Annotated in this window: 20 protein-coding genes; 3 read left to right on the forward strand and 17 right to left on the reverse strand. The window is 70.1% G+C overall.

Annotated features, from left to right (window positions below; translation table 11 throughout):
• Positions 1-15: 15 nt before the first annotated feature.
• From VFV21_RS02810 to VFV21_RS02885, 16 genes are all read right to left on the reverse strand, one after another.
• On the reverse strand, positions 16-921 hold the full coding sequence (locus VFV21_RS02810; RefSeq protein ID WP_329667969.1) for an Ig domain-containing protein: 906 nt from the start codon (positions 919-921) through the stop codon (positions 16-18).
• A gap of 106 nt (positions 922-1027) precedes the next feature.
• The gene (purD, locus tag VFV21_RS02815) at positions 1028-2317 is read right to left on the reverse strand and encodes a phosphoribosylamine--glycine ligase (RefSeq protein WP_329667970.1); all 1290 of its coding nucleotides are present in this window, start codon (positions 2315-2317) and stop codon (positions 1028-1030) included.
• Positions 2318-2345: 28 nt separating this feature from the next.
• Positions 2346-2849, reverse strand: coding sequence for a hypothetical protein (locus tag VFV21_RS02820; protein WP_329667971.1), 504 nt, complete (start codon positions 2847-2849; stop codon positions 2346-2348).
• Positions 2850-2857: 8 nt separating this feature from the next.
• Positions 2858-4426, reverse strand: coding sequence for a bifunctional phosphoribosylaminoimidazolecarboxamide formyltransferase/IMP cyclohydrolase (gene purH, locus VFV21_RS02825; protein ID WP_329667972.1), 1569 nt, complete (start codon positions 4424-4426; stop codon positions 2858-2860).
• Between the two features lie 198 nt (positions 4427-4624).
• Complete coding sequence (gene fis, locus VFV21_RS02830) at positions 4625-4903, reverse strand: DNA-binding transcriptional regulator Fis (RefSeq protein ID WP_329667973.1); 279 nt, start codon at positions 4901-4903, stop codon at positions 4625-4627.
• Positions 4904-5032: 129 nt separating this feature from the next.
• Positions 5033-5554, reverse strand: coding sequence for a DUF3426 domain-containing protein (locus tag VFV21_RS02835; RefSeq protein ID WP_329667974.1), 522 nt, complete (start codon positions 5552-5554; stop codon positions 5033-5035).
• A 116-nt stretch (positions 5555-5670) separates the two neighbouring features.
• On the reverse strand, positions 5671-6585 hold the full coding sequence (gene prmA / locus VFV21_RS02840; RefSeq protein WP_329667975.1) for a 50S ribosomal protein L11 methyltransferase: 915 nt from the start codon (positions 6583-6585) through the stop codon (positions 5671-5673).
• Positions 6586-6631: 46 nt separating this feature from the next.
• A complete protein-coding gene (locus tag VFV21_RS02845; protein WP_329667976.1) occupies positions 6632-7363 on the reverse strand; it encodes a hypothetical protein in 732 nt (243 codons plus the stop codon).
• Positions 7364-7447: 84 nt separating this feature from the next.
• A complete protein-coding gene (locus VFV21_RS02850; protein ID WP_329667977.1) occupies positions 7448-9091 on the reverse strand; it encodes a phosphoethanolamine--lipid A transferase in 1644 nt (547 codons plus the stop codon).
• A gap of 120 nt (positions 9092-9211) precedes the next feature.
• A complete protein-coding gene (locus VFV21_RS02855; RefSeq protein WP_329667978.1) occupies positions 9212-9964 on the reverse strand; it encodes an energy transducer TonB in 753 nt (250 codons plus the stop codon).
• Positions 9961-11328, reverse strand: a complete 1368-nt coding sequence (gene accC, locus VFV21_RS02860) for an acetyl-CoA carboxylase biotin carboxylase subunit (protein ID WP_329667979.1) — start codon at positions 11326-11328, stop codon at positions 9961-9963. The genes VFV21_RS02855 and accC overlap by 4 nt, the downstream gene beginning before the upstream one ends.
• 11 nt (positions 11329-11339) lie before the next feature.
• A complete protein-coding gene (gene accB / locus VFV21_RS02865; protein ID WP_329667980.1) occupies positions 11340-11813 on the reverse strand; it encodes an acetyl-CoA carboxylase biotin carboxyl carrier protein in 474 nt (157 codons plus the stop codon).
• 68 nt (positions 11814-11881) lie between these two features.
• Complete coding sequence (aroQ, locus tag VFV21_RS02870; RefSeq protein ID WP_329667981.1) at positions 11882-12325, reverse strand: type II 3-dehydroquinate dehydratase; 444 nt, start codon at positions 12323-12325, stop codon at positions 11882-11884.
• A 95-nt stretch (positions 12326-12420) separates the two neighbouring features.
• Positions 12421-12984, reverse strand: coding sequence for a TlpA disulfide reductase family protein (locus VFV21_RS02875; protein WP_329667982.1), 564 nt, complete (start codon positions 12982-12984; stop codon positions 12421-12423).
• Between the two features lies 1 nt (position 12985).
• Positions 12986-15118, reverse strand: coding sequence for a protein-disulfide reductase DsbD (locus VFV21_RS02880; protein WP_329667983.1), 2133 nt, complete (start codon positions 15116-15118; stop codon positions 12986-12988).
• A 107-nt stretch (positions 15119-15225) separates the two neighbouring features.
• On the reverse strand, positions 15226-15591 hold the full coding sequence (locus VFV21_RS02885; RefSeq protein ID WP_034213132.1) for a helix-turn-helix transcriptional regulator: 366 nt from the start codon (positions 15589-15591) through the stop codon (positions 15226-15228).
• Between the two features lie 631 nt (positions 15592-16222).
• Between VFV21_RS02885 and groES the strand changes: the two genes are divergently transcribed.
• The 3 genes from groES to VFV21_RS02900 all read left to right on the forward strand — a co-directional run bounded on the left by groES (position 16223) and on the right by VFV21_RS02900 (position 22048).
• Positions 16223-16510: a co-chaperone GroES gene (gene groES / locus VFV21_RS02890; protein WP_329667984.1), complete on the forward strand. Its 288-nt coding sequence runs from the start codon at positions 16223-16225 to the stop codon at positions 16508-16510.
• A 70-nt stretch (positions 16511-16580) separates the two neighbouring features.
• Entirely contained in the window at positions 16581-18230 is a 1650-nt protein-coding gene (groL, locus tag VFV21_RS02895; protein ID WP_329667985.1) for a chaperonin GroEL, read from the forward strand.
• A 281-nt stretch (positions 18231-18511) separates the two neighbouring features.
• A complete protein-coding gene (locus VFV21_RS02900) occupies positions 18512-22048 on the forward strand; it encodes a S8 family serine peptidase (RefSeq protein WP_329667986.1) in 3537 nt (1178 codons plus the stop codon).
• Between the two features lie 983 nt (positions 22049-23031).
• On the opposite strand, the gene VFV21_RS02905 is transcribed toward VFV21_RS02900, so the two are convergent.
• On the reverse strand, positions 23032-23439 hold the full coding sequence (locus VFV21_RS02905) for a hypothetical protein (protein ID WP_329667987.1): 408 nt from the start codon (positions 23437-23439) through the stop codon (positions 23032-23034).
• Between the last annotated feature and the right edge of the window lie 124 nt (positions 23440-23563).

Consider the following 23563-nt stretch of genomic DNA (forward strand, 5'->3'; position numbering starts at 1 on the left):
GAATACCGGGCGACGTCACTGTTTGGCGGGGGCCGGCTCCACGACCTGGACCGAAAAGGCCTCGGCCTCGAAATATTGGCCATCGCCGGTGCTGGCGTCGGTCACCCGCAGCACCAGCGGGAACCGGCCCGGGGAGACCCCGGTGCTGCCGCTCAGCACGCCCTCGGGCGAAAGCCGCAGGCCGTCGGGCAGGCGGCCACTTTCGACCGCGAACCGGTGCGGCGGCACGCCGCCGCGGGCGGTGAGCGCCAGCCGGACCGGCTGGCCGCGCACGGCCGTCGCCGCGGCCGGTGAGATCGACAGCGCCCCTGGCGACACGGTGCCGCCGAAGCCCCGGCGGGTTTCGGCGCCGCGGGCGTCGCGCACCGCCAGGTCGAAGGCATAGGCCGCCCGCGCGGTCGGGGTGCCGGCCAGCCGGCCGTTGGCCGCCAGCGCGAGGCCGGGCGGCAGCGCGCCCGAGGCCAGGCGGTAGGTGTAGGGCGCGGTGCCGCCGGACGCCGCGAACGCCAGCGACACGGGTTTGCCGGCCTGCAGTGCCGGCAGGGCCGCCGGGGTGAGGGCCAGTCCGGGCGTCGACGCGGGCGGCGCGATGGTGACGCTGACCGTGATGGTGTCGCTGTTGTCGTCGAGCACCACGAACCGGTCGCGTCCACCGCCGGCCGGCGAGCGGCCGCCGTGGATGTAGCGGTAGCCGTCCAGCGGCACGTTCGCGCCGGGCGTGGCCGAGCCGTGCGCGGGCGCCTTGGCCACCGTGCCCAGGCCGAACGAGTGGCAGTCCTTCAGGTCGATCGCGACGCTGCCGCCCCAGGGCACGCTGACGCTGCGCGTGGCGCAGCCGGGGTAGGTGGACGGCTGGTCGACCGCCAGCGCGGGCGAAGCCGCCAGTGCCAGCAAGGCCAGGGTCAGCGCACGAGGTGTCATGGGATGCTTCCGTAAGACCAGTGCCCCGATCATGCCGAAAAAAAAAGGGGTCAGAGTAAATATTTGTTTAAAACAAATATTTACTCTGACCCCTTTTTCCAGGCGGCTAGCCGTGGCGTTCGCGGTCGATGGCGCGCCAGCCGATGTCGGTGCGGTAGAAGGCGCCTTCCCAGTGGATGTTGTCGGCGGCGGCGTAGGCGCGCTGCTGCGCCTGCGCCACCGTGTCGCCCAACGCGCAGGCGCAGAGCACGCGGCCACCGGTGGTGACCACCACGCCGTTGCGCAGCTCGGTGCCGGCGTGGAAGACCTTGGCGTCGGTGCCCGGATCGGTAGCGAGGCCCGAGATGGCGTCGCCGAGGCGCGGCGTGCCGGGATAGTTATCGGCGGCCATCACCACGCCCAGGCTCGGGCGCGGATCCCACTCGGCCTGCACTTCATCGAGGCGGCCATCGATCGCGGCTTCCACCAGGTCGAGCAGGTCGCTGCGCAGGCGCAGCATCACGGGCTGCGTTTCCGGGTCGCCGAAGCGCACGTTGAACTCGATCACCTTGGGCGCGCCGTCGGGGGTGATCATCAGGCCGGCGTAGAGGAAGCCGGTGAACGGAATGCCGTCGGCGATCATGCCGCGCACGGTCGGCTCGACCACTTCGCGCATCACCCGGGCGTGCACCTCGGGCGTGACCACAGGCGCCGGCGAGTAGGCGCCCATGCCGCCGGTGTTCGGGCCGGTGTCGCCGTCACCGACGCGCTTGTGGTCCTGCGACGTGGCCATCGGCAGCGCGGTGCGGCCGTCCACCATCGAGATGAAGCTGGCTTCCTCGCCCTCGAGGAACTCCTCGATCACCACGCGCGCGCCGGCCTCGCCGAAGGCTTCGTCCTCGAGCATGTCGATGATGGCGGCCTCGGCCTCGGCGACCGTCATCGCCACCACCACGCCCTTGCCCGCGGCCAGGCCGTCGGCCTTAATCACGATCGGCGCGCCGTGGTCGCGCACGTGCTGCAGCGCCAGCGCGCTGTCCTCGAAGACGCCGTAGTAGGCGGTGGGGATGCGGTGCCGCGCCAGGAAGTCCTTGGCGTAGGCCTTGCTGCCCTCGAGCTGCGCGGCGGCGGCCGTGGGCCCGAAGATGCGGCGGCCCGCGGCGCGGAAGGCATCGACCACGCCCTTCACCAGCGGTGCCTCGGGGCCGACCACGGTGACGCCCACGTCCTCGGCGGCGGCCAGCGCCAGCAGCGCGTCGATGTCGGTGGCCTTCACCGGCACGTTGCGGCAGCGCGCCTCGGTGGCGGTACCTGCGTTGCCGGGCGCGACCAGCACCTCGCTCACGCGCGGCGACTGCGCCAGCTTCCAGGCCAGGGCGTGCTCGCGGCCGCCGGAACCAATGACGAGGACTTTCATGCAGGGACTCCGGAAGCGTTGCGGTCGGTCAGGTTTTCGGGCGGCAGTCCGCCGCGGCCAGCGAGACGTCGAAGAAGCGCTGGCCCTCGCGATCGATGAAGCGGCGCGTCAGCACCACGCCTTCGTCCAGCACCAGGCGGAAATCGCGCTGCGAGCAGTAGGCCAGCAGCCGCGCCTGCTCCTCCTCGCGCACGCGCTGGAACCGCGCCGGGTTGCGCGCCGCCTCGGCCAGGGTCATGCCCTTGCTGCGCAGGATCATCAGCACGGTGCGGCCTTCGACCGTCATGCGCTCCAGCACCAGGCCATCGCCCAGGTCGCGCGGGAGGCCGGCGTTGTGCTGGCGGACGAGGTCGGCGGCGATGGCCTGCACCGGGTCGACCGGCGGCGGCACCGGGGCCGGCGTGCGCAGGACCAGCCACACCAGCCCCGCGATGACCGCGAGGCCGAGGCCGGCGAGGCCGAGCGCCAACCCGGTCCGCGCCGGTCCCGGCGGCGGAGCGGGGGAAGCGGGCGGCGGGCTGGCGGTCTTCATCGCGGGCCTCAGTGGCGGAAGTGGCGGCGGCCGGTGAAGACCATCGCCATGCCGTGTTCGTCGGCGGCGGCAATGACTTCGGCGTCGCGCATCGAGCCGCCCGGCTGGATCACCGCGGCGATGCCGGCGGCCGCGGCGGCGTCGATGCCGTCGCGGAACGGGAAGAAGGCGTCGGAGGCCATCACCGAGCCCGGCACCACCAGGCCGGCCTCATCGGCCTTGAGGCCGGCGATCTTCGCGCTGACCACGCGGCTCATCTGGCCGGCGCCGATGCCGACCGTCTGCAGGTCCTTGGCGTACACGATGGCGTTCGACTTCACGTACATCGCCACCTTCCACGCGAACAGCAGGTCGCGCAGCTGGGCGTCGGAGGGCGCGCGCTTCGACACGACCTTCAGGTCGGCGGCGCCGAGCGCGTCGGTGTCGGCATCCTGCACCAGCAGGCCGCCGGCGATGCGCTTGTATTCCAGGCCGCTGGCCGCGCGCAGCGCGCCGCAGGCGAGCACACGCACGTTCGCCTTCTTCGCGAAGTGCGGCAGCGCGTCGGCGGCGATCGACGGCGCGATCACCACTTCGACGAACTGGCGCTTGAGGATCTCGGCGGCGGTGGTGGCGTCGAGCTCGCGGTTGAAGGCGATGATGCCGCCGAAGGCCGAGGTCGGGTCCACCGCGAAGGCGCGGTCGTAGGCGTCCATTAGGTTGGCCGCCACCGCGACGCCGCAGGGGTTGGCGTGCTTGACGATGACGCAGGCGGGCGCGTCGAAGGCCTTCACGCATTCGAGCGCGGCGTCGGCGTCGGCCAGGTTGTTGTAGCTCAGCTCCTTGCCCTGCAGGAAGCGCGCGGTGGCGACGATGCCCTGCGGCGCGTTGGCCTCGACGTAGAGCGCGCCGCGCTGGTGCGGGTTCTCGCCGTAGCGCAGGGCCGAGGCCAGCTGCAGCGAAGCGTGGAAGGTCCTGGGCCAGGCCTCCGGCTGCGCCGGATCCTCGGCCCGCGGCGACAGCCACTGTGCGATCTGGCCATCGTAGGCGGCGGTGTGCGCGTAGGCTTTGGCGGCGTAGGCGCGGCGCATCGCCGGTGTGCTGCCGCCGGCCTTCAGCGCTTCAAGGAACGCGCCGTAGTCGGACGGATCCACCAGCACGCTGGTGCGCGCGTGGTTCTTGGCGGTGGCGCGCAGCATCGCCGGGCCGCCGATGTCGATGTTCTCGATGGCGTCGTCGTAGCTGCAGCCGGGCTTGGCCACGGTCTGCGCGAACGGGTAGAGGTTCACCACCAGCAGGTCGATCGGCGCGATGCCGTGCTCGGCCATCACCGCGTCGTCCACGCCCTCGCGGCCAAGCAGGCCGCCGTGGATCTTCGGGTGCAGGGTCTTGACCCGGCCGTCCATGATCTCGGGGAAGCCGGTGACCTCGCTGACGTCACGCACCGCCAGCCCGGCCTCGCGCAGCGCCTTGGCGGTGCCGCCGGTGGAGAGCAGCTCGACGCCCAGCGCGGCCAGCCCGCGGGCCAGTTCGACCACGCCGGTCTTGTCGGAAACGGAAAGCAGCGCGCGGCGGACGGGTTGGCGTTCGGCGGTCATCGGGCACCTCGTGGGGAAGCCGCGATTATACCGGGGTGAAGAGCGGTTTTAGCCACGGATGAACACAGATGAACACAGATAAGAGCCGGTAAATGCAGGCAATTCCTCAATGCCCGGTCGCGCAGGCGCTTCCAGAGAACAAAACCCAATGGGCTCTATCCGTGTTTATCAGTGTTCATCCGTGGCCAAAAACGCTTTTCAGGCCAGGCCGTAGGCCTTGAGTTTCTTGCGGAGGGTGGCGCGATTGAGGCCGAGCATGGCGGCGGCGCGGCTCTGGTTGCCGTCGCAGTGGCGCAGGACTTCGGCGAACAGCGGGGCTTCGATTTCGCGCAGCACGACTTCGTAGAGATCGTCGATCTCGCAGCCGTTGATGTCGTGCAGGTAGCGCCGCACCGAACGCGAGACGTGGTCGCGCAGCGGGGTGTGGCTGGGGGTGGCGGCGTTGGAGTCGGCGCGCGCGGCCGGCAAGGCATTCACTGGAAGGCAGCTCCGTGGGGGAATCGTCCGCTTCCTTGCGGGCCCGCCGGTGGGCGGCGGGGGAGGAAGTCTACGTCAATCCAAAACGCGGTGCGACCGGTACTTCAGGACACGGTCCGGGAGGTTTTCTCAATGGAAGTCGAAGGTGAACGCGACCGCGCGCTTGCCCGGGTCCAGGATCTCCAGCGTTGCACTGGCGGACTGTCCCGGCGCGATCAGCGGCGAGGCCGGCGGGCTGCCCAGGTACTCCACCGGCTGGAACCGGCGCAGGCCCAGGGCCTGGCCATCGAGGTCCTGCAGTGCGATCTCCAGCACCGGCCAGGCCTGGGCCCAGCGGGCGTCGTTGCGGAAGCTGGCGGTGATCAGCAGCACGCCCGGCACGGTCGGGTGTGGCTGCACTTCGCGCGTGGTCACGCGGAAATCGTCGGGCGAATGCCAGGGCGGCAGGTCGCATCCGAGCACGCCACAGGCCAGCTCCAGCCGCGGCCGCCAATTGGCATCGCCGGCCAGGCGCGCGCGGTCGGCCAGCACCAACTGCACCAAAAGCAGCAGCCCGAGCGCGACGACCAGCCCGGCCCAGCCCCAGGGGAGGCGGCGGAGGGTGGGCGTGGTGTCGTCGGCGGTGGCGAAGCGGGGGGCTTTGGGGGGCATGGCGGGGATGATAGCGGGCGGGAGCTGAGGCGGAGGAAACAGGAGTTAGCGGATAGGAGTTAGGAGGTAGGGTAAAGGCACCAGCCCACTGCTCTGCTTCTACTATCTCCTAACTCCTATCCACTAACTCCTGCTTTCCTCACTCCGGTAATCCGCATCCAATCCCCCTCCCGCACCGCCACCAAGTCGTCGAACCACTCGGCATATCGCGCCAGCAACGCGTCCTCCTGCCCCTGCAGGATGCCGGACAGCGCGATCACGCCGCCGGGGGCGACTCGGCACGCAAGGGTTTCTGCCAGCGCATCAAGCGCTGAGGCAAGGATGTTGGCCACCACGACCGGATAGGTCGCCGCCGGCTCGTCCTCGGGCGAATACACCGTCAGCAGGTCGCCGACGCCATTGCGCTCGGCGTTGTCGGCGGTGGCGGCCAGGGCCTGCGGGTCGTTGTCCACGCCGACCGCGGCCTTCGCGCCGAGCTTGAGGGCAGCCAGCGCGAGGATGCCGGAGCCGCAGCCGAAATCGAGTACCACCTTGTCGCGCAGCACCAGCGAATCGAGCCACTGCAGGCACAGCGACGTTGTGGGGTGCGTGCCCGAGCCGAAGGCCAGGCCCGGGTCGAGCCGCACGATCACGCCGTCGCGCGCTTCCGGCGGCGGGTCCATGTTCCAGGGCACGATCCAGGTGCGGGTGCCGAAGCTCAGCGGCACGTACTGGTCCATCCACGCGCGCTCCCAGTCCTGGTCGGCCACTTCGCGGAAATCGGCCTGGGACAGGTCGATCGCATCGTCGAAGGATTCCAGCGCGTGCAGCACCAGCTCGGCCACGGTATCGCCGGGGAACAGCGCCAGCAGCGTGATTTCCGGCCACAGCGGAGTCTCGCCCACGCCCGGCTCGAGCACGGCCTTCTCGTTCGGCGTGGCGGCATCGGCGTCCATCAGCGTCACCGACAGCGCGCCGAGGTCCATCAGCGCATTCTCGGCGCGGTGTTCGTCTTCGGCGCGGACGCGCAGGGAGAGTTCGAGGAAGGGCATGGCGGGGCGGCTGGCAGCGGGGTCGCCATTGTCGCACCGCCGGGGCTCAGCTGCCCGGGGCGGGGGCGGCTGTGGGCTCGGCGGGGGCGGCCACGCATTCGGTAGTGAAGCCGAACAGCGCTTCCCGGTGGGGCTCATCCGTCGCGCCTGGTGCCGACGGCTTCACGCCGAGCGTCAGGTTGCGGATAGCCACGCCGTCCGGGCAGTCGGCAAGCCGCATGTGGACCACGAGCGCCAACGTAGTCTGCATTTGCTGGTAGCGGGGATTGAAATCGTTCGCAAACAGCCAAGACAGCATTGGCTGGCGGGTTTCGTTGGGCTCCCCGCTCATCAGTTTCCGGTACATGTCTTGGAATGCGTCGTCGTCCTCGACGTCGGCCGCGATGTCGAACTCGAACGGAAACTTGGGGGCGCAGCGCACGGTACGCACGAACAGCGTGCCGGCCGGATGCTTCGTCAGTTCGTCATGGACGCGCCGGTCGTCTTCCGGTTCCGTGGTCACGGTCTCGTGCAGTTCCCCTTGGGGACAGCTGGTCTTGAGATCAGTCCACATCGCCCGGTCAGCCTCCAACCAGGTCGCGGGACGCCGGGACTCCACCATGAGGCGGTAAATCGTGCCGTCCGCCGTTTCCTCGACGCGTTCGCGGGTGGCCATGCCGAACTTGCCCGCCAGACGGGCGGCTTCCCGGGGAGTCTTCGGGATTTTATCGAGGATGTCGCAGCCCGGAAGCAGGGCGATGGCAAGGACAGAAAGGGCAAGCGGGCGTGCGTGCTTCAAGGCGAGCGATCCAGTGCCGGCGGGGGCTTCAACCGTACCGGCCCGTCGCGGGATTCGCCATCAGAAGTTGTCGCAAATGCGCCCTCAGGCCGGTGCGCAGCGGGCCAGGGCGTCGAGCTTTGGTTCGTAAACCGTGGTCTGCAGGTCGAGCAGGCCCAGCACGGTGTGGAAGAGATGGTCGTGGCTGAGCGGGGCGCTGCGGCGGGACTGCACGCAGCCGCTATCGAGGCCGCGCCAGCGCTGGAAGGCCGGCGAGGTCCACAGCAGCATCGGCACGCGGGTCTGCTCGCCGGGCGCCAGGGCGTAGGGCGCGCCGTGCAGGTAGAGGCCGTGTTCGCCGGTGGATTCGCCGTGGTCGGACAGGTACAGCAGCGCGGGCGCGCGGTCGGCCGCCTCGTGCTCCAGCAGGCGGATCAGCGCGGCCAGCACGTGGTCGGTGTAGAGGATGGTGTTGTCGTAGCTGTTGCGGATCTCTTCGATCGTGCAGTCCTGCAGCGAGACGCTGCGGCAGGTCGGCGTGAAGCGTTCGAACTGCGGCGGGTAGCGCTTGAAGTAGGCCGGCCCATGGCTGCCGATCTGGTGCAGCACGAAAACCTTGTCGGCGGTGCCCGGCGCGGCGAGCTCGTCGCGCAGGTGCTCGACCAGGCGCTCGTCGAGGCAGCCGTCGGCATCGCAGGGTACGGCGGCCGGCAGCTTCGCCATCGATTCCTCGCGCTGGCGGGCGGCCACGCCCTTGCTGCCGGTGTTGTTGTCTTCCCATTCCACCAACAGGCCGGCGTGGGTGATCACGTCCAGCAGGTTCTCGCGGCCGCGTGCCGACGCTTCCTCGTAACGCGCGCGGCCCAGGTCGGAGAACATGCAGGGCAGCGAGGTCGCGGTGTTGGTGCCGCAGGAGCTCACGTTCGGGAAGAACACCGGCGCGATCTTCGCCAGCTCGGGGTTGGTCTGGCGCGGGTACCCGGCGAGGCTGAAGCTGTCCGCGCGCGCCGACTCGCCCACCACGATCACCAGCAGCACCGGCTTGCGCACGCCGTAGCGGCTGCCGCCGTGGGCGTCGGTGCCCAGTGGCTCCAGCACCACCGGCGCGCCGGGCGCGGCGTGCTTGGCGTAGCCGCGCACGGCGTTGAACAGGTTCGCCGGCGTGGCCAGGTGCCGCAGCTGCGCATGGTTGCGCGCGGTGGACGAGAACTCGCGCGAGAACGGCAGCACCGCCAGGCCCATCACCGCCAGCATCGCGACCATGAAGCCGGCGCGGCCCGCGAGTTCGCGTGGCCAGGGCCGGTAGCGCACGGGCAGTTTCACCAGGGCCAGCACGGGCAGCACGCCGAGTACCAGCAGGTAGCCCGCCATCGACCAGGACAGCCATTCGCTACCCTCGCGCAGGTCGGTCTCGAGCACGCTCTGCAGCGCGTGCCGGTCGATCACCGCGCCGTAGCCGTCCATGAAATACGCGGCGCCGGCCGAGAGCAGCAGCATGACCGCCAGCGCAGGCTTCTGCAGCCCGCGCCACGCCACGAACGACAGCAGCAGCCCGTTGAACGCGAACACCACCGCGAAGGCCGCGAGCAGGAACAGCGCCTCGCGTAGTCCACCCGGCAGATCAGCCGCGAGCAGCTGGCGCCAGAAGCTGGCGCTGTAGGCCAGGGCCAGTAGCGCCGCGGCAATCGCCGTCAGCGCGTTCGCACCGATGCCGCGCGGCGGCGCAGGGGAAACCGTGGAGTCCGACAAGGAAGCCTCGCGCCCGTTCTCGACCGCGGCCCTCCCCCGGTCATCGAGGCGGCATCGTCGGCGATGCGTCGCATCGCCGTGTCAATAATTCGTAAGGCTGAAGCGGCCGTTCAGGCGGGGTTAGCCCTCGGGAAACCCGAAGCTGATCGGGACCCGCAGGGTCGCGGTGGCGCGCCCATCTTCCGGAGGAAGGGCTTTCCAGTTGCGCGCCGCCTCGACGGAGGCGCGGTCGATCTCCTGGTGGCCGCTGCTTTCCAGCACCCAGGCGTCGCGCACGTCGCCGCAGCGATTCGCCAGCAGCGCCAGCAACACCACGCCGCCGACCTGGTTGCGCGCGGCGTGCATCGGATAGCGCGGCGCCGGGGTGTGCACCGGCCCCGGCGTGCAGGGCTCGGTGGCGATGATCTCCAGCCAGGCCTCGCGCCTTGCCGGGTCCGGCGGGCGCGGCGCGAGCATGGCCGCGAAATGCGCCTGTGCGGCCTCGCAGCCGGCGCCCGGCTCGCAGTGCAGTTCGGCGATCCAGCGATAGCCCGACGCGCCATCCCACCGCAGGCGATAGCCGGCGTGCGGCCGCGTGCCGCCCTCGGCGCCGAGAAAGGTCCAGTCACCGGCCAGTTCGCCCTCGGGCTCGACCATGTGCACGCGGGTCGCGTGCATGCGGATGTCCTTTTCGCGCGGGGGGTAGTTCTCATTGAACACCCCGCTGCGCAGCGCTCTGCGCGTGCTCAGCTGCTCCCACAGTGCCTTGGGGTCGGGCGACGCCTGCGGCGCCACCTCGAGCCACTCGGGTGCGGCGGCCGCGACGTCTGCCGCGGTAGCCGCGGGAGGCGCGGACGCGGCGAGCGCCAATGCCAGTGCGAGCGAGGGGCTCATCCCAGCCCGATCGCCTTTTCCTTGCGCTCCGCCAGCCGCTTTTCCAGGTAGTGGATGTTGGTGCCGCCCTGCTGGAAGCCCACGTCCGCGAGGATGCGCTGCTGCAGCGGCACGTTCGTCTTGATGCCGTCCACCACCATCTCGCTCAGCGCCACGCGCATGCGGGCGATGGCCTGGGCGCGGGTGGCGCCGTGCACGATCAGCTTGCCGATCATCGAGTCGTAGTTCGGCGGGACCTTGTAGCCCTCGTAGATGTGCGAATCCACCCGCACGCCCGGGCCGCCCGGCGCGTGGAAGTGGCGGATCAGGCCGGGGCTGGGCAGGAACGTCTCCGGGTCCTCGGCGTTGATGCGGCACTCGATCGCGTGGCCGTTGATCTTGATGTCGCTCTGCTTGATCGACAGCTTCTGGCCGCTGGCGATCAGCAGCTGCTCGCGAACCAGGTCGATGCCGGTGATCATCTCGGTCACCGGATGCTCGACCTGGATGCGGGTGTTCATCTCGATGAAGTAGAAGCGGCCGTTCTCGTACAGGAACTCGAAGGTGCCGGCGCCGCGGTAGCCGATGCGCACGCAGGCCTCGGTGCAGATGCGGCCGATCTCGGCGCGCTGCTCCTCGGTGATGCCCGGCGCCGGCGCTTCCTCGACCACCTTCTGGTGGCGGCGCTGCATCGAGCAGTCGCGCTCGCCGAGGTGGATGGCGTTGCCCTGGCCGTCGGACAGCACCTGGATTTCCACGTGGCGCGGGTTCTCCAGGAACTTCTCCATGTAGACCATGTCGTTGCCGAACGCGGCCTTGGCTTCCTGCTTGGTGGCGGCGATGGCGGTCATCAGCGCGCCTTCGCTGTGCACCACGCGCATGCCGCGGCCACCGCCGCCGCCGGCGGCCTTGATGATCACCGGGTAGCCGATCTCGCGGCCGTGGCTGATGCACTCGGCGGTGTCGTCGGGCAGCGGGCCGCCGGAGCCGGGCACGCAGGGCACGCCGGCTTCCTTCATGGCGCGGATGGCCTCGACCTTGTCGCCCATCATCCGGATCACGTTCGCGGTCGGGCCGATGAAGGTGAAGCCGGACTTCTCGACGCGCTCGGCGAAGTCGGCGTTCTCGCTCAGGAAGCCGTAGCCCGGGTGGATACCCTGGGCGTCGGTGACTTCGGCCGCGGCGATGATGGCCGGGATGTTGAGGTAGCTCTCCGACGACGGCGCGGGGCCGATGCAGACCGACTCGTCGGCCATGGCCACGTGCTTGAGGTTGCGGTCGACGGTGGAGTGCACGGCCACGGTCTTGATGCCGAGCGCGTGGCAGGCGCGCAGGATGCGCAGCGCGATCTCGCCGCGGTTGGCGATGACGATCTTGTCGAGCATGGGAAGCGCCTTCAGCTGATGACGAACATGGGCTCGTCGAATTCGATCGGCTGGCCGTTCTTGACCAGCACGGCCGTCACGGTGCCGGAGACTTCGGCCTCGATCGGGTTGAACATCTTCATCGCCTCGATGATGCCCAGCGTCTCGCCCTGCTTGACGGTCTGGCCGACCTTCACGAACGGCGGCTTGTCCGGGCTCGGCGACTCGTAATAGGTGCCCACCATCGGCGAACGCACGGTGTGGCCCTCGGGGATGTCCTTGGTGGACTTGCCCACGGCTTCGGCCGACAGCGCGGCGGCGGGGGCGGCCGGCGCCGGGCGCGGGGCCTCGGCGTGCGCGGCCACCGGCGCGGGCGCGGCGGCGACGAAGGTGCCGGTGGCGTGGCGCGCCAGGCGCACCGATTCCTCGCCTTCCTTGATCTCGATCTCGGAAAGGTTGGATTCCTCGAGCAGGTCGATGAGTTTCTTGATCTTGCGAAGGTCCATGAAGGCCTCGTCTCGTCGTTGGTAGTGGGTGGGATGCTTGCGGGCGGCCCCGGCCGGGCCGCCGGGGTCTAGGGCGTCGAGAGGCGCTTGAGCGCCGCCTCCAGGGCATAGCCGTAGCTGTCGGCGCCGAAGCCGCAGACCACGCCCAGCGCCAGGCTCGAGAAATAGCTGTGGGCCCGGAACGGCTCGCGCGCGTGCGGGTTCGACAGGTGCACTTCGATGAAGGGCAGGGCCACCGCCGCCAGCGCGTCGCGCAGGGCGACCGAGGTGTGGGTGAAGGCCGCCGGGTTGATCAGGATGAAGGCGGTGCCGTCGCGGCGGGCGGCCTGCACGCGGTCCACGAGCTCGTGCTCGGCGTTGGACTGGAATTCGGACAGCACGTGGCCGGCGGCCTCGGCCCGGGCCTTGAGCGCGGCGTTGATCTGGTCGAGCGTGGCGTGGCCATAGATGCCCGGCTCGCGTTCACCGAGCAGGTTCAGGTTGGGACCATGCAGTACCAGGATCTTTGCCACGCCAGCCTCCCCGGGGGAGGCACAGTCTGGGGGCAAGGCCGGGCGGCTGTCCAGAAGATCGCCGCGACTTCCCGGATTTTAACGGGCGTTTGAATTTATTCCGCGGGGCTGCGGACCCATGCGTTCAGCGCCTCGAGGCTGGGGAACTCGCCGTAGCGGGTTTTCACCAGCCGCCCCTCGGCGTCCACCAGGGCGGTGAAGGGCAGGATGTTGCGGCGGTTGCCCAGCACCACCGAGCTGTCGCCGGGGCCGGGGGTCTCGAGCAGGGTTTCGAAGGCCACCGGGACCTCGCGCAGGAAGGCCCGGGCCTCGTCGGCGGTGTCGAGCGCGACGCCGATCACCTGGATGCCGTTGCCGCCCTGTTCGGCGGCGAACGCATCCAGGATCGGCATTTCCTTGCGGCAGGGGCCGCACCAGCTGGCCCAGTAGTTGATCAGGCGCGGGCGGCCGGGGCCGTCCAGGCGGCGCGTGCCGCCGCCGGCGAGGTAGGGCAGCGACAGGGGCGGCAGGGCCTGGCCCGGTTCGACCAGGACCAGGCCGGCCGGCGGCGGCTGCTCGGGCGGCAGCATCACGCGCTGGCCCAGCCACCAGCCCAGGCCGGCGCTGACGAGGCCCAGCACGGCGATGGCCGTCCAGGTCAGGATCGCGTCGCGCTTCATCTCAGTTCGCGGCCTCGGCCAGGGCCTCGGCCACGAGGGCCTGGGTCAGCACGGTCGGCAGCACGCGCGGCTCGCCCTGGCGCGGGTAGACCACGTACAGCGGCACGCCCACGGCGCCGTGCGATTCGAGGAAGGCGGTGATGGCCGGGTCCACGTCGGTCCAGTCGCCCTTCATGTAGACGGCGCCGGCGGCGTCAAGCGCGGTGCGGAAGCCCTCGCGGCCCAGCACCGTGCGTTCGTTGGCCTTGCACGTCACGCACCAGTCGGCGGTCATGTTCACGAACACGACGCGGCCGTCGCGGCGCAGCTGCTCGAGCTTCTCCGCGGAGAACGCCACCACGCCTTCCTCGGCCACGACCGCGCGCTCCGGCGCCGGCATCCGCTGCACCGCCAGCACCGGCCACAGCGCGGCCAGCACCACCAGGCCCGCGAGCACGCGCGGCAGCACGCGGCCCCAGCGCGCCTTCTCCCACCACCACAGGCCCAGGCCGAGCACGACCGCGCCCGCCAGCACCAGCCCGATGGCATCGGCGCCGCGCTGCTTGGCCAGCACCCACAGCAGCCACACCGCGGTGAGGTACATCGGGAAGGCGAGCACCTGCTTGAGCGTGTCCATCCACGCGCCCGGCCTGGGCAGGCGCGAGGCCAGCGCCGGCACGAAGCCGATCAGCAGGAACGGCAGGGCGAGGCCCAGGCCCAGCGCCAGGAAAACGAGGATCGCGACCGCGGGCGACGCCGCGAACGCAAACGCCAGCGCGGTGCCCATGAACGGCGCCGTGCACGGGCTGGCCACCACGACGGCCAGCACGCCGGTGAAGAAATCGCCGGCCGGGCCGGACTTCTGCGCCAGCGATTGGCCGGTGCCCGCCAGCGACGCGCCGAAGCTCACGACGCCCGACAGCGACAGGCCAATCGCGATCATCACCAGCGCCAGCGCGGCGATCACGCCCGGCTGCTGCAGCTGGAAGCCCCAGCCCAGCGCCAGGCCCGCCTGCCGCAGCGCCAGCGCGATCGCGCCGACCGCCGCGAAGCTGGCCAGCACGCCGGCGGTGTACCAGAGCGCCTGCCGCTTCGCCTGGCCGCCGCCCTGCGCCAGCGACAGCGCCTTGAGCGACAGCACCGGCAACACGCAGGGCATCAGGTTGAGGATCACGCCGCCGCCCAGCGCCAGCAGCAGCGCCAGCCACAGCGCGGTGGGCGCGCGGGCCGGCGGGGTTTCGCGCGGCGCGTCCGCGGGCGCGGCGGCGCCCTCGCCGGCCGGCAGCGTCACCGTGGCGGTGCGCGTCATCGGCGGGTAGCAGATGCCGTCGGTCTGGCAGCCCTGGAAGGTGGTGCGAACGGTGAGCACGGTGGCGGCGGTGTTCGTGCGCTGCAGCGGCAGCGTCGCGTCCACCGGGTCGAAGAAGACCATCACGTCGCCGAAGTGTTCGTCGCGGTGCGCCTGCGCCGGCGGCCAGTTGATCGCACCGGCGGTGACGCCGTCGCCTTCCACCTCGACCGTGCTGCGGTCGCGGTAGAGGTAATAGCCGGGCGCGGGATCGAAGCGCAGCAACAGCTTGTCCGGGCCACCGGCGATGGCTTCGAAGCGGAAGGCCTGTTCCTCGGGCAGCGGCAGGCCGCCGGCCGCGCGTGCCGGGTCAGTGCCGCCGAACAGGTCGGGCCCGCGCGCGCCGCCCAGCGCCGCCAGCGGATCGCCGGTCGCGACCGCCGGCAGCATCACGGTCACGGTCTTCGTATGCGGCGGGTAGCAGACGCCCACGTCGGCGCAGCCCTGGTACTTCACCTTGAAGCGCAGCGCGGTGGCGTCGTCGGCCGCGGCGCCGGTGAGCACGGCGGTCAGCTGGTTGCGGTAGGTCTCGACGTCGCCGAAGAATTCGTCGGTGTAGGCCTCGCCCTCGGGCAGTTCGAGCGGGTTCGACTTGAAGCCGCCCGCCACCAGCTCGACGCCGGTGCGGTGGCGGTAGAGGTAGTAGCCAGGCGCGATTTCCCAGTGGAACTCGATCCGCCCGCGGTCGGTGGCGCGCGCGCTGAGCGCGAAGGCTTCGTCGATCGGCAGGAGGTCGGCCTCGTCCACGGCCTGGGCGGTCGGGGCGAGGAACAGCGCGGCCAGGGCGGCCAACAGCCAACGGGTCATGCGGGGCACTCGTTCGGGAGGGGCGGCCCGCGGCGGGCCGGCCTGTACGACCGCCAGTATCCCCGGAAGTTCGTCACCGGGGCGAGAACCCCGCCCCGGCGCCCGGCTCAGGCCCGGTCGGTCATGGCCTCGACGAAGTCGACCAGCGGCTGCTGCTCCGGGCTTCGCAGCGTGCGGAAGGCCAGCAGCAGGCGTTCTTCCAGGCCGCACTGGGCGTAGAAGTTGAGCATCATCGCCGGCGTCTCGGCGTCGCCGCCCAGCCAGCGGCCGCCGCGGCCGGTGGCCAGCCACTCGAAGCTGACGGTGGTGGCCATGGCGATCTTGGCCATGTTCTCGGTGGTGGGTTTGGCGCCGTCGCGGCGCTCCCACTGCGCCACGGCGCTGCGGGCCACGCCGACGATGTTGGCCAATTCGGACTGCGACAACTCGGCGCCACGGCGCGCCTGCCTGATGCGGTTGAAGAGCAAGCTCATGGTGTTTCCCCGGAAATGTAGCGTCTTGCAGCGCCCGGCCCCCTCTGCGTGGGACCTGGGCGTGATGGGCAGGCGCGGTACACAGCCACTGTCGGCCTCCCCTGAGGACCTCGTGGCATCCGTCGTCCTGCGGGTGGCCGCGCCTCTCGGCGCCTGCCTGCCGGACCTTCGCATTGGCTCTCGCCGCCGTCGTGGCAACCGGTCACCGGGGTCTTCCGGGGCGGAAGTTGTCGGCGGCTTGCCGACATTTACGCCCAATACCGGGATCCCGTCCCTGGCGTGATTGTAAAGTGAGAAGCCGGTCACAAATCAACCTTCACGCGCCGCATGGCTGGCGTGGGGCGCAGCCGACCCGGTGAGCCCTGCTGAGCAGCCGGGCCGCGGAGCTCCTGGCCCACCGTTGGGAATCCGCCCGGCTCGCCGCCTGGCCCGGCGCCCGGCCCGCCGCCGGACCCGCCGCCGGACCCGCCGCCGGGCCCCGCCCTTGAAAGCCCCGCCCCGCCGCCCCAGAAAGGGCGGGTCGCTGCCTACCCCGCGGGGTGGGCATGCGCGTATCATTGGCACTCACCGGGGCCGAGTGCTAACACACCAGGCCCATGTCGTTGAAATCACAGGAATAACGAGGAAACCCATGAACATCAAGCCGCTCTACGACCGCGTGGTCATCAAGCGTATGGAAGAAGAAAAGGTGTCCGCCGGCGGCATCGTCATTCCCGACTCGGCCACCGAGAAGCCGATCAAGGGCGAAGTGCTCGCCGTGGGCGGCGGCAAGGCCCTGGACAACGGTTCGACCCGCGCGCCGACCGTGAAGGTCGGCGACAAGGTGCTGTTCGGCAAGTACGCCGGCACCGAAGTGAAGGTCGACGGCCAGGAAATCCTGGTGGTCAAGGAAGACGACATCCTCGCCATCCTCGGCTGATCCCCCCGCCGGTCCGCGCTTGCGCGACCGGCATCGCACCAACCCCACACAGAATTCTGGAGTTTAGAAAATGGCTGCCAAGGAAATTCGTTTCGGTGAAGACGCCCGCGCCCGCATGGTGAAGGGCGTCAACATCCTCGCCAACGCCGTCAAGGCCACGCTCGGCCCGAAGGGCCGCAACGTCGTGCTCGACAAGAGCTTCGGCGCCCCCACGATCACCAAGGACGGCGTGTCCGTCGCCAAGGAGATCGAGCTGGCCGACAAGTTCGAGAACATGGGCGCGCAGATGGTGAAGGAAGTCGCGTCCAAGACCTCCGACATCGCCGGCGACGGCACCACCACCGCCACCGTGCTGGCGCAGGCCCTGATCCGCGAAGGCATGAAGGCCGTCGCGGCCGGCATGAACCCGATGGACCTCAAGCGCGGCATCGACAAGGCCGTCATCGAGGCCGTGGGCGAGCTCAAGAAGCTCTCCAAGCCGTGCTCGACCTCGAAGGAAATCGCCCAGGTCGGCTCGATCTCGGCCAACTCCGACGCCAACATCGGCGAGCTGATCGCCAAGGCCATGGACAAGGTCGGCAAGGAAGGCGTGATCACCGTCGAGGAAGGCTCGGGCCTCGAGAACGAGCTCGACGTCGTCGAGGGCATGCAGTTCGACCGCGGCTACCTGTCGCCGTACTTCATCAACAACCAGCAGTCGATGTCGGCCGAGCTGGAAGACCCGTTCATCCTGCTCTACGACAAGAAGATCGCCAACGTGCGCGAGCTGCTGCCGGTGCTGGAAGGCGTCGCCAAGGCCGGCAAGCCGCTGCTGATCGTCGCCGAGGAAGTCGAGGGCGAGGCCCTGGCCACGCTGGTGGTCAACACCATCCGCGGCATCGTGAAGGTTTGCGCCGTGAAGGCCCCGGGCTTCGGTGACCGCCGCAAGGCGATGCTGGAAGACATGGCCATCCTGACCGGTGGCACCGTGATCTCCGAGGAAGTCGGCCTGCAGCTCGAGAAGGCGACCATCAAGGACCTCGGCCGCGCCAAGAAGGTGCAGGTCTCGAAGGAGAACACCACGATCATCGATGGCGCCGGCGCGGCCGACGGCATCCAGGCCCGCATCAAGCAGATCAAGGCCCAGATCGAAGAGACCTCGTCGGACTACGACCGCGAGAAGCTGCAGGAGCGCGTCGCCAAGCTCGCCGGCGGCGTGGCCGTGATCAAGGTCGGCGCCTCGACCGAGATCGAGATGAAGGAAAAGAAGGCCCGCGTCGAAGACGCCCTGCACGCCACCCGCGCTGCGGTGGAAGAGGGCATCGTCCCGGGCGGCGGCGTCGCGCTGATCCGCGCCAAGGCGGCCATTACCGGCCTCAAGGGCGCCAACGAAGACCAGAACCACGGCATCGTGATCGCCCTGCGCGCCATGGAGGCCCCGCTGCGCGAGATCGTGACCAATGCCGGTGAAGAGCCGTCGGTCATCCTCAACAAGGTCGTCGAGGGCAAGGCCGCCTACGGCTACAACGCCGCCAATGGCGAGTACGGCGACATGATCGAGTTCGGCATCCTGGACCCGACCAAGGTGACCCGCACCGCGCTGCAGAATGCCGCGTCCATCGCGGGCCTGATGATCACCACCGAAGCGATGGTGGCCGAGGCTCCGAAGAAGGACGAGGGTGGCGCTGCCGGTGGCATGGGCGGTGGCGGCATGGGCGGAATGGGCGGCATGGACTTCTAAGCCCGCAGCAAGCCCTTCTCCCGCCCGCGGGAGAAGGGTTGGGGAGAGGGATCTCCCACCCCAAAGGCCCGCTTCGGCGGGCCTTTGCTTTTTGGGTCCCCCTGCCAATGGCAAACCCACGCGAACTGGGCTTACACTCGGCCCCCGGGGGGTCCCGGGCGCACCGCGCCCGGCACCGCCCCGTATCGGCCCGGTACATCCTCCAGGGGTGGCTTGCAGGGGTGCATGCCCGGGCGCGTCCGCATCGTCGGCATCAATGAGTTTCCTCGGGGGAAGACATGTTGAGCATCAAGAAGTGGGGCGCGGGTCTCGCGTTCGTGGCCCTGGTCGCAGCGGCCAGTCCCGCGACCTACAGGTTCATTTCAGGCGGGCAGGCTGCCCAGGATCCTTCCGGCCGTTCGGCGGACGCGCGCACCGCGCGCGCGCCGGGCAGTGCCCGTGCCGACGCCGTCGCGGCGCGCGCTGGCGAGTCGGCCGCGGAGGGCAGCAGCTACCGCACCGCGCTGCGCGGCCAGTCCGCCAGCAGCGGCAAGGCCGTCCCGCGTTTCGCGGTGATGCCGCGCAACCGCCTGCCTGGCGGTGGATTCCACTACGACGAACTGCTCAACGCCGGCGACAACGTCGACCGCCCGGCGGGGCCGGTCACCAACAGCGACACCCTCGCCCCGGGCACGTACATCGTGCTGTTCGACGAGCCCTCGCTGGCGGCTTACCGCGGCGAGCTCGTTGAGCTGATGATGCCGTCCCGCCAGGTGGGCAAGGGCGGCAAGCGCCGCATCGACCTCCAGAGCCGCGAGGCCCAGGACTACCTGGGTTACCTGCAGGGCCGCCAGCTGGAAATGGAAGCGCGCATGGACGCCCTCGCCGGACGGGCCCTGGAAGTGCGCCACCGCATGCAGCACGCCGTCAACGGCATCGTGGTCGACATGACCGCCGCGGAATCGGCCCTCGTCGCCAAGCTCCCGGGCGTCCGCCTCGTCGAGGGCTACCGCGAGTACGAGCACAACACCGACGTCGGCCCGACCCTGATCGGTGCGCCCGCTGCCTGGGCCGGCACCATCAACCAGCCGGGCGGCGCCAGCGCCGTCCAGGGCGAAGGCATCGTCTTCGGCATCATCGACTCCGGCATCAACTTCGGCAGCCCCTCGTTCGCCGCCACCGACCCGGTGGACGGCTACGTGCACCAGAACCCGCTCGGCACCGGCGTTTACCTCGGCACCTGCGCGGCGGGTGGTGACGACGCGGGCCGCTGCAACGACAAGCTGATCGGCGGCTACGACTTCGTCTGCGCGGCCCCGGGCAACCAGTGCGGCGTGACCAACGTGCGCGAGGAGCCGGGCTTCGGCGACACCAACGGCCACGGCACCCACACGGCCTCCACCGCCGGCGGCAACCGCCGCGACGTCGAGTTCAGCGGCGCTTCGCTGCGGATCACCGGCGTGGCGCCGCGCGCCAACATCATTGCCTACGACGCCTGCTACACCAACACGTCCACCGGCCAGGGCCTGTGCCCGAACGTGGCCACCGTGGCCTCGATCAACCAGGCCGTGGCCGACGGCGTCGACGTCATCAACTACTCGATCGGCGGCGGTGCGCAGCCCTGGTCCGAGGCGACGTCGCTGGCCTTCCTCGACGCCACCGATGCCGGCATCTTCGTCGCCACGTCGGCCGGCAACAGCGGCCCGGGCCCGAACACCATGGGCCACCTCGAGCCCTGGACCTCGTCCACGGCGGCGGCGCAGCACGGCCGCGGCGGTTTCGGCTTCCTGCTGCAGGTCACGGGCCCGACCCCGGTGCCGTCCATCCTGCAGCCGGTCGTGCTCAACGCGGGTACCGGCGGCGTCTCGCTCACCGCGACCATCCCGGGCACCACCCCCCTCTACATCAGCGCGGGTTTCGCAAACGCCGACGACGGCTGCAGCGCGTACGCGCCCAACACGTTCGCCGGCGGCATCGCGGTCATTCGCCGCGGCACCTGCAATTTCGCGGTCAAGACGAACAACGCCTCCGCCGCCGGTGCGATCGCGGTGATCATCGCCAATAACCAGGCGGGCGTGATCCTGCCTTCGGTTCCCGGCACCACGATCCCGGTGTTCAGCGTGACCCAGGCCGAGGGCAATGCCCTGGGCACCTTCGGCAACGCCAACCCGACCACCGCGACGGGCCAGATCGGCTTCCCGGCCGTGGGCCTGCCGAACGTGGCCGATGCGCTGGCCGCGTTCAGCTCGCGCGGTCCGGCCGGCAGCTTCAACCTGATCAAGCCCGACATCACCGCCCCGGGCGCCAACGTCCTGGCCGCGTATGCCGGCACCGCCCTCACCGGCTCCGAGTCCCTGGTGAACTCCATCAGCGGCACCTCGATGGCGTCGCCGCACAACGCCGGCGCCGCCGCGCTCATCCGCCAGGCGCGTCCCACCTGGACGGTGGCCGAGATCAAGTCGGCGCTGCTGATGACGGCCACGACCCAGGTCTACCTCGAGGACCAGGTGACGCTGGCGAACCCGTTCGCGCGTGGCTCCGGCCGCATCCGCCTCGAGCGGGCCATCCGCGCCGGCCTGGTGATGGATGAGAACAAGGCCAACTACCTGGCCGCCAACCCGGGCACCGGTGGCTTCACCCACACGCTCAACCTGCCCAGCATGGCGCGGGCGAACTGCGCCCCGGTTTGCCAGTTCGTGCGTACCTTCCGCAATCCGGGCACCTCGGGCAGCCTGTGGTCCCTGAGCGTCACCGGCCTCTCCGGCACCGTCGACAGCCCGCTGCTGTGGGTGCCGGCCGGTGCGTCCCGCACCGTCACGGTGACCATCGACACCTCGGCCATCCCGGCTAACAACGCCTGGAACTTCGGTGCGCTGGTGATGACCCGTGTCTACAGCGGCGCTCCGTCGGCCAACGACGGCACGCTGTCGCTGCCGATCGGCGTCACGGTGGCGCCGCCGGTCCTGTCGGTGCCGAGCCTGGTGTCGGCCAGCGTCGCGGCCGGCAACAACACCACCGCCAACTTCGACATCGGCAACACCGGCGGCTCGTCGCTGGTGTACACGGCCACCACGTCGGGCAACGCGGCGACCACCGTCTATCGTGCCGACCGCGGCGCCGTGAACAGCGGCTTCCGGAACACGACCTACACCGACCCGGCCACGGCGGGCTCCAACGCGCAGTACAACGCCGATGACTTCCAGGTGGCCGCGAGCACGCAGATCACCAACCTCAGCGCCGAAGGCTTCGTGGTCAGCAACCTGGCCTTCCCGGGCGCGGCGGTTGACCTGACCTGGTCGATCTATCCGGATGCCGCGGGCGTGCCGGCCGGCAACCCCGCCACCAATCCGGGCGCGGCGGTGTGGACCTACACGGCGGCACCGAACGCCCCGGGCGTGAGCACGGCCGGCGGCTTCCTGTCGCTGAACCTGGCCGCGGCGGGCCAGAACCTGGTCCTTCCGCCGGGCACCTACTGGCTGGTGATCAACACGCGCGGCACCTTCGCCAACCGCTGGGCGCAGTTCGGTTCGGCCACCGGCAACGGCAGCTTCATGTCGATCACCATCGACCTGGCCAATGCCGGCGCCTGGGCCTCGAACGCATCGTTCGCTGGCCTGAACATGCGCGTGACTGGCCAGGTGCCCTGCGGTGCGCCCTGGATGGGCGCGATCACCCCCGCCGGCGGCACCGTCGCCGCGGGCGCCACCCAGCCGACCAGCGTCATCGTGAACTCGTCGGCCCTGGCGCCGGCCAGCTACGGTGGCTTCGTCTGCGTCAACAGCAACGACCCGGTGTCGCCGTCGGTGGCCGTGCCGGTGCAGCTGACCGTCACGCCCTGACCGGTCCGCGTCACGCATGAAAAGAAGGGCCCGGAGTGATCCGGGCCCTTTTTCGTTCCATCACCGTGGTTGGGGGTTGGCGCCGGGGCCACCGCGGAAGCGAAGGTCACTTCCTCCTCCGTGAAGCCTTTTATGTCGGAGGAAGTGACCTTCGCTTCCACGGCGTCCCCGGTGCGTGTCATCGGGTTGGGTGGACGGAAGGCCCGTGGCCGCGCGCTCCGATGCTTGCGCGTGCGGGATGTGGACCAAGGCGCGGCATCTTTCTCGCTGGCCTCGCTTGGCTAACCCGTTCGTGCCCTGGACTCCGCTGCGGCCCATCGCGCGCGTCCCTTCGGACGCGAGGTGTTGCGCCGGCGCGAGCCCGGAAGGTGGCCAGATTGGGAGACCTATCCGCCCGGCGGCGGGTGTGGGGCCTTGGCGATTGTTGTCGGCCGCCGCTTTTCCGATCGCTCCGTCGCAAGGTTATTGGCACCCGATGGATGTTGCGAAACGCCGCGGACAAAAGCGCAACGCACGCGATGGATCGCCGTGGCTCCATCGGAAAAGAACGGACCCAGGCGCTACGCGTTGCACCCACACCCGCCGCCGGGCGGATAGGTGCTTCGAACTGGCCACCTTCCCAGCTGGCCAGGATGTGACATTCCGCGTCCGGAGGGACGCGCGCGATAGGCCGTCAGCAGCCACTTGAGTCGCACTGGTTAGCCAAGCCAAGTCCGCGAGAAAGATGCCGCGCCTTGGTCGGGGATCTACACGCGCAAGCATCGAAGCGCGCGGCCACGGGCCTTCCGTCCACCAAACCATCTGGTCCGCACCGGCGGCGCCGGGAAAGCGAGGGTCGCTTTCTCCGACATAAAGGCTTCACGGAGGAGAAAGCGATCCTCGCTTTCCCGGTGACGACGGCGCCACACCGTCAGTCGTGCGAAGAACCACCAGTGGGTGCCGCCGAAACAAGAGGCAGTGGCCCGTGGGTGAGGGGAGCCGCCTTACCGGTCGACCGCGCCGTCCGTGAGGCTCTGGCACTGGTTGTCCACGCACTGGCAGGCGCTGATTTCCTGGAAACCGCAGATCGACGCCATGTCGTCCTTTTCGCACTGCGCACGCACCGCCGCCGGATCGGTCCGCGCGTCCTTGTTGACGCACATCGGGAAGTAGCCGCAGCAGTTGCCCACGTCTTTCACCGCGCAGTCGCTGTCGGTCTGGCAGCTGCGGTTCGGATTGGCGGCCTGTTTTGCGGTCAGCGGGACGCCTGCCGCTGGCACCGGCGCGATGGGGAGCGCGGCGGCCTGCTCGGTGGCCGGGTCGGACGCCGTGCTGGCGGGTGCAGTGCGCGCGGTGCAGCCGGCCAGCGACAGCGCGACGAGTGCGGCGAGGGCGAGATCACGCAACGACATGGCGGAACTCCTGCGAAGGGACCGGCAACCCGGCCCCGGAAACAAAAACCCCGCCAGCCATCCCCGGAACGGGGCGCCTGGCGGGGTCGAGGGACGGGCCGGCGCGTCGGCGCCGGCCCGCTTC

It is taken from the genome of Arenimonas sp. (assembly GCF_036275555.1).
GTDB lineage: Bacteria > Pseudomonadota > Gammaproteobacteria > Xanthomonadales > Xanthomonadaceae > Arenimonas.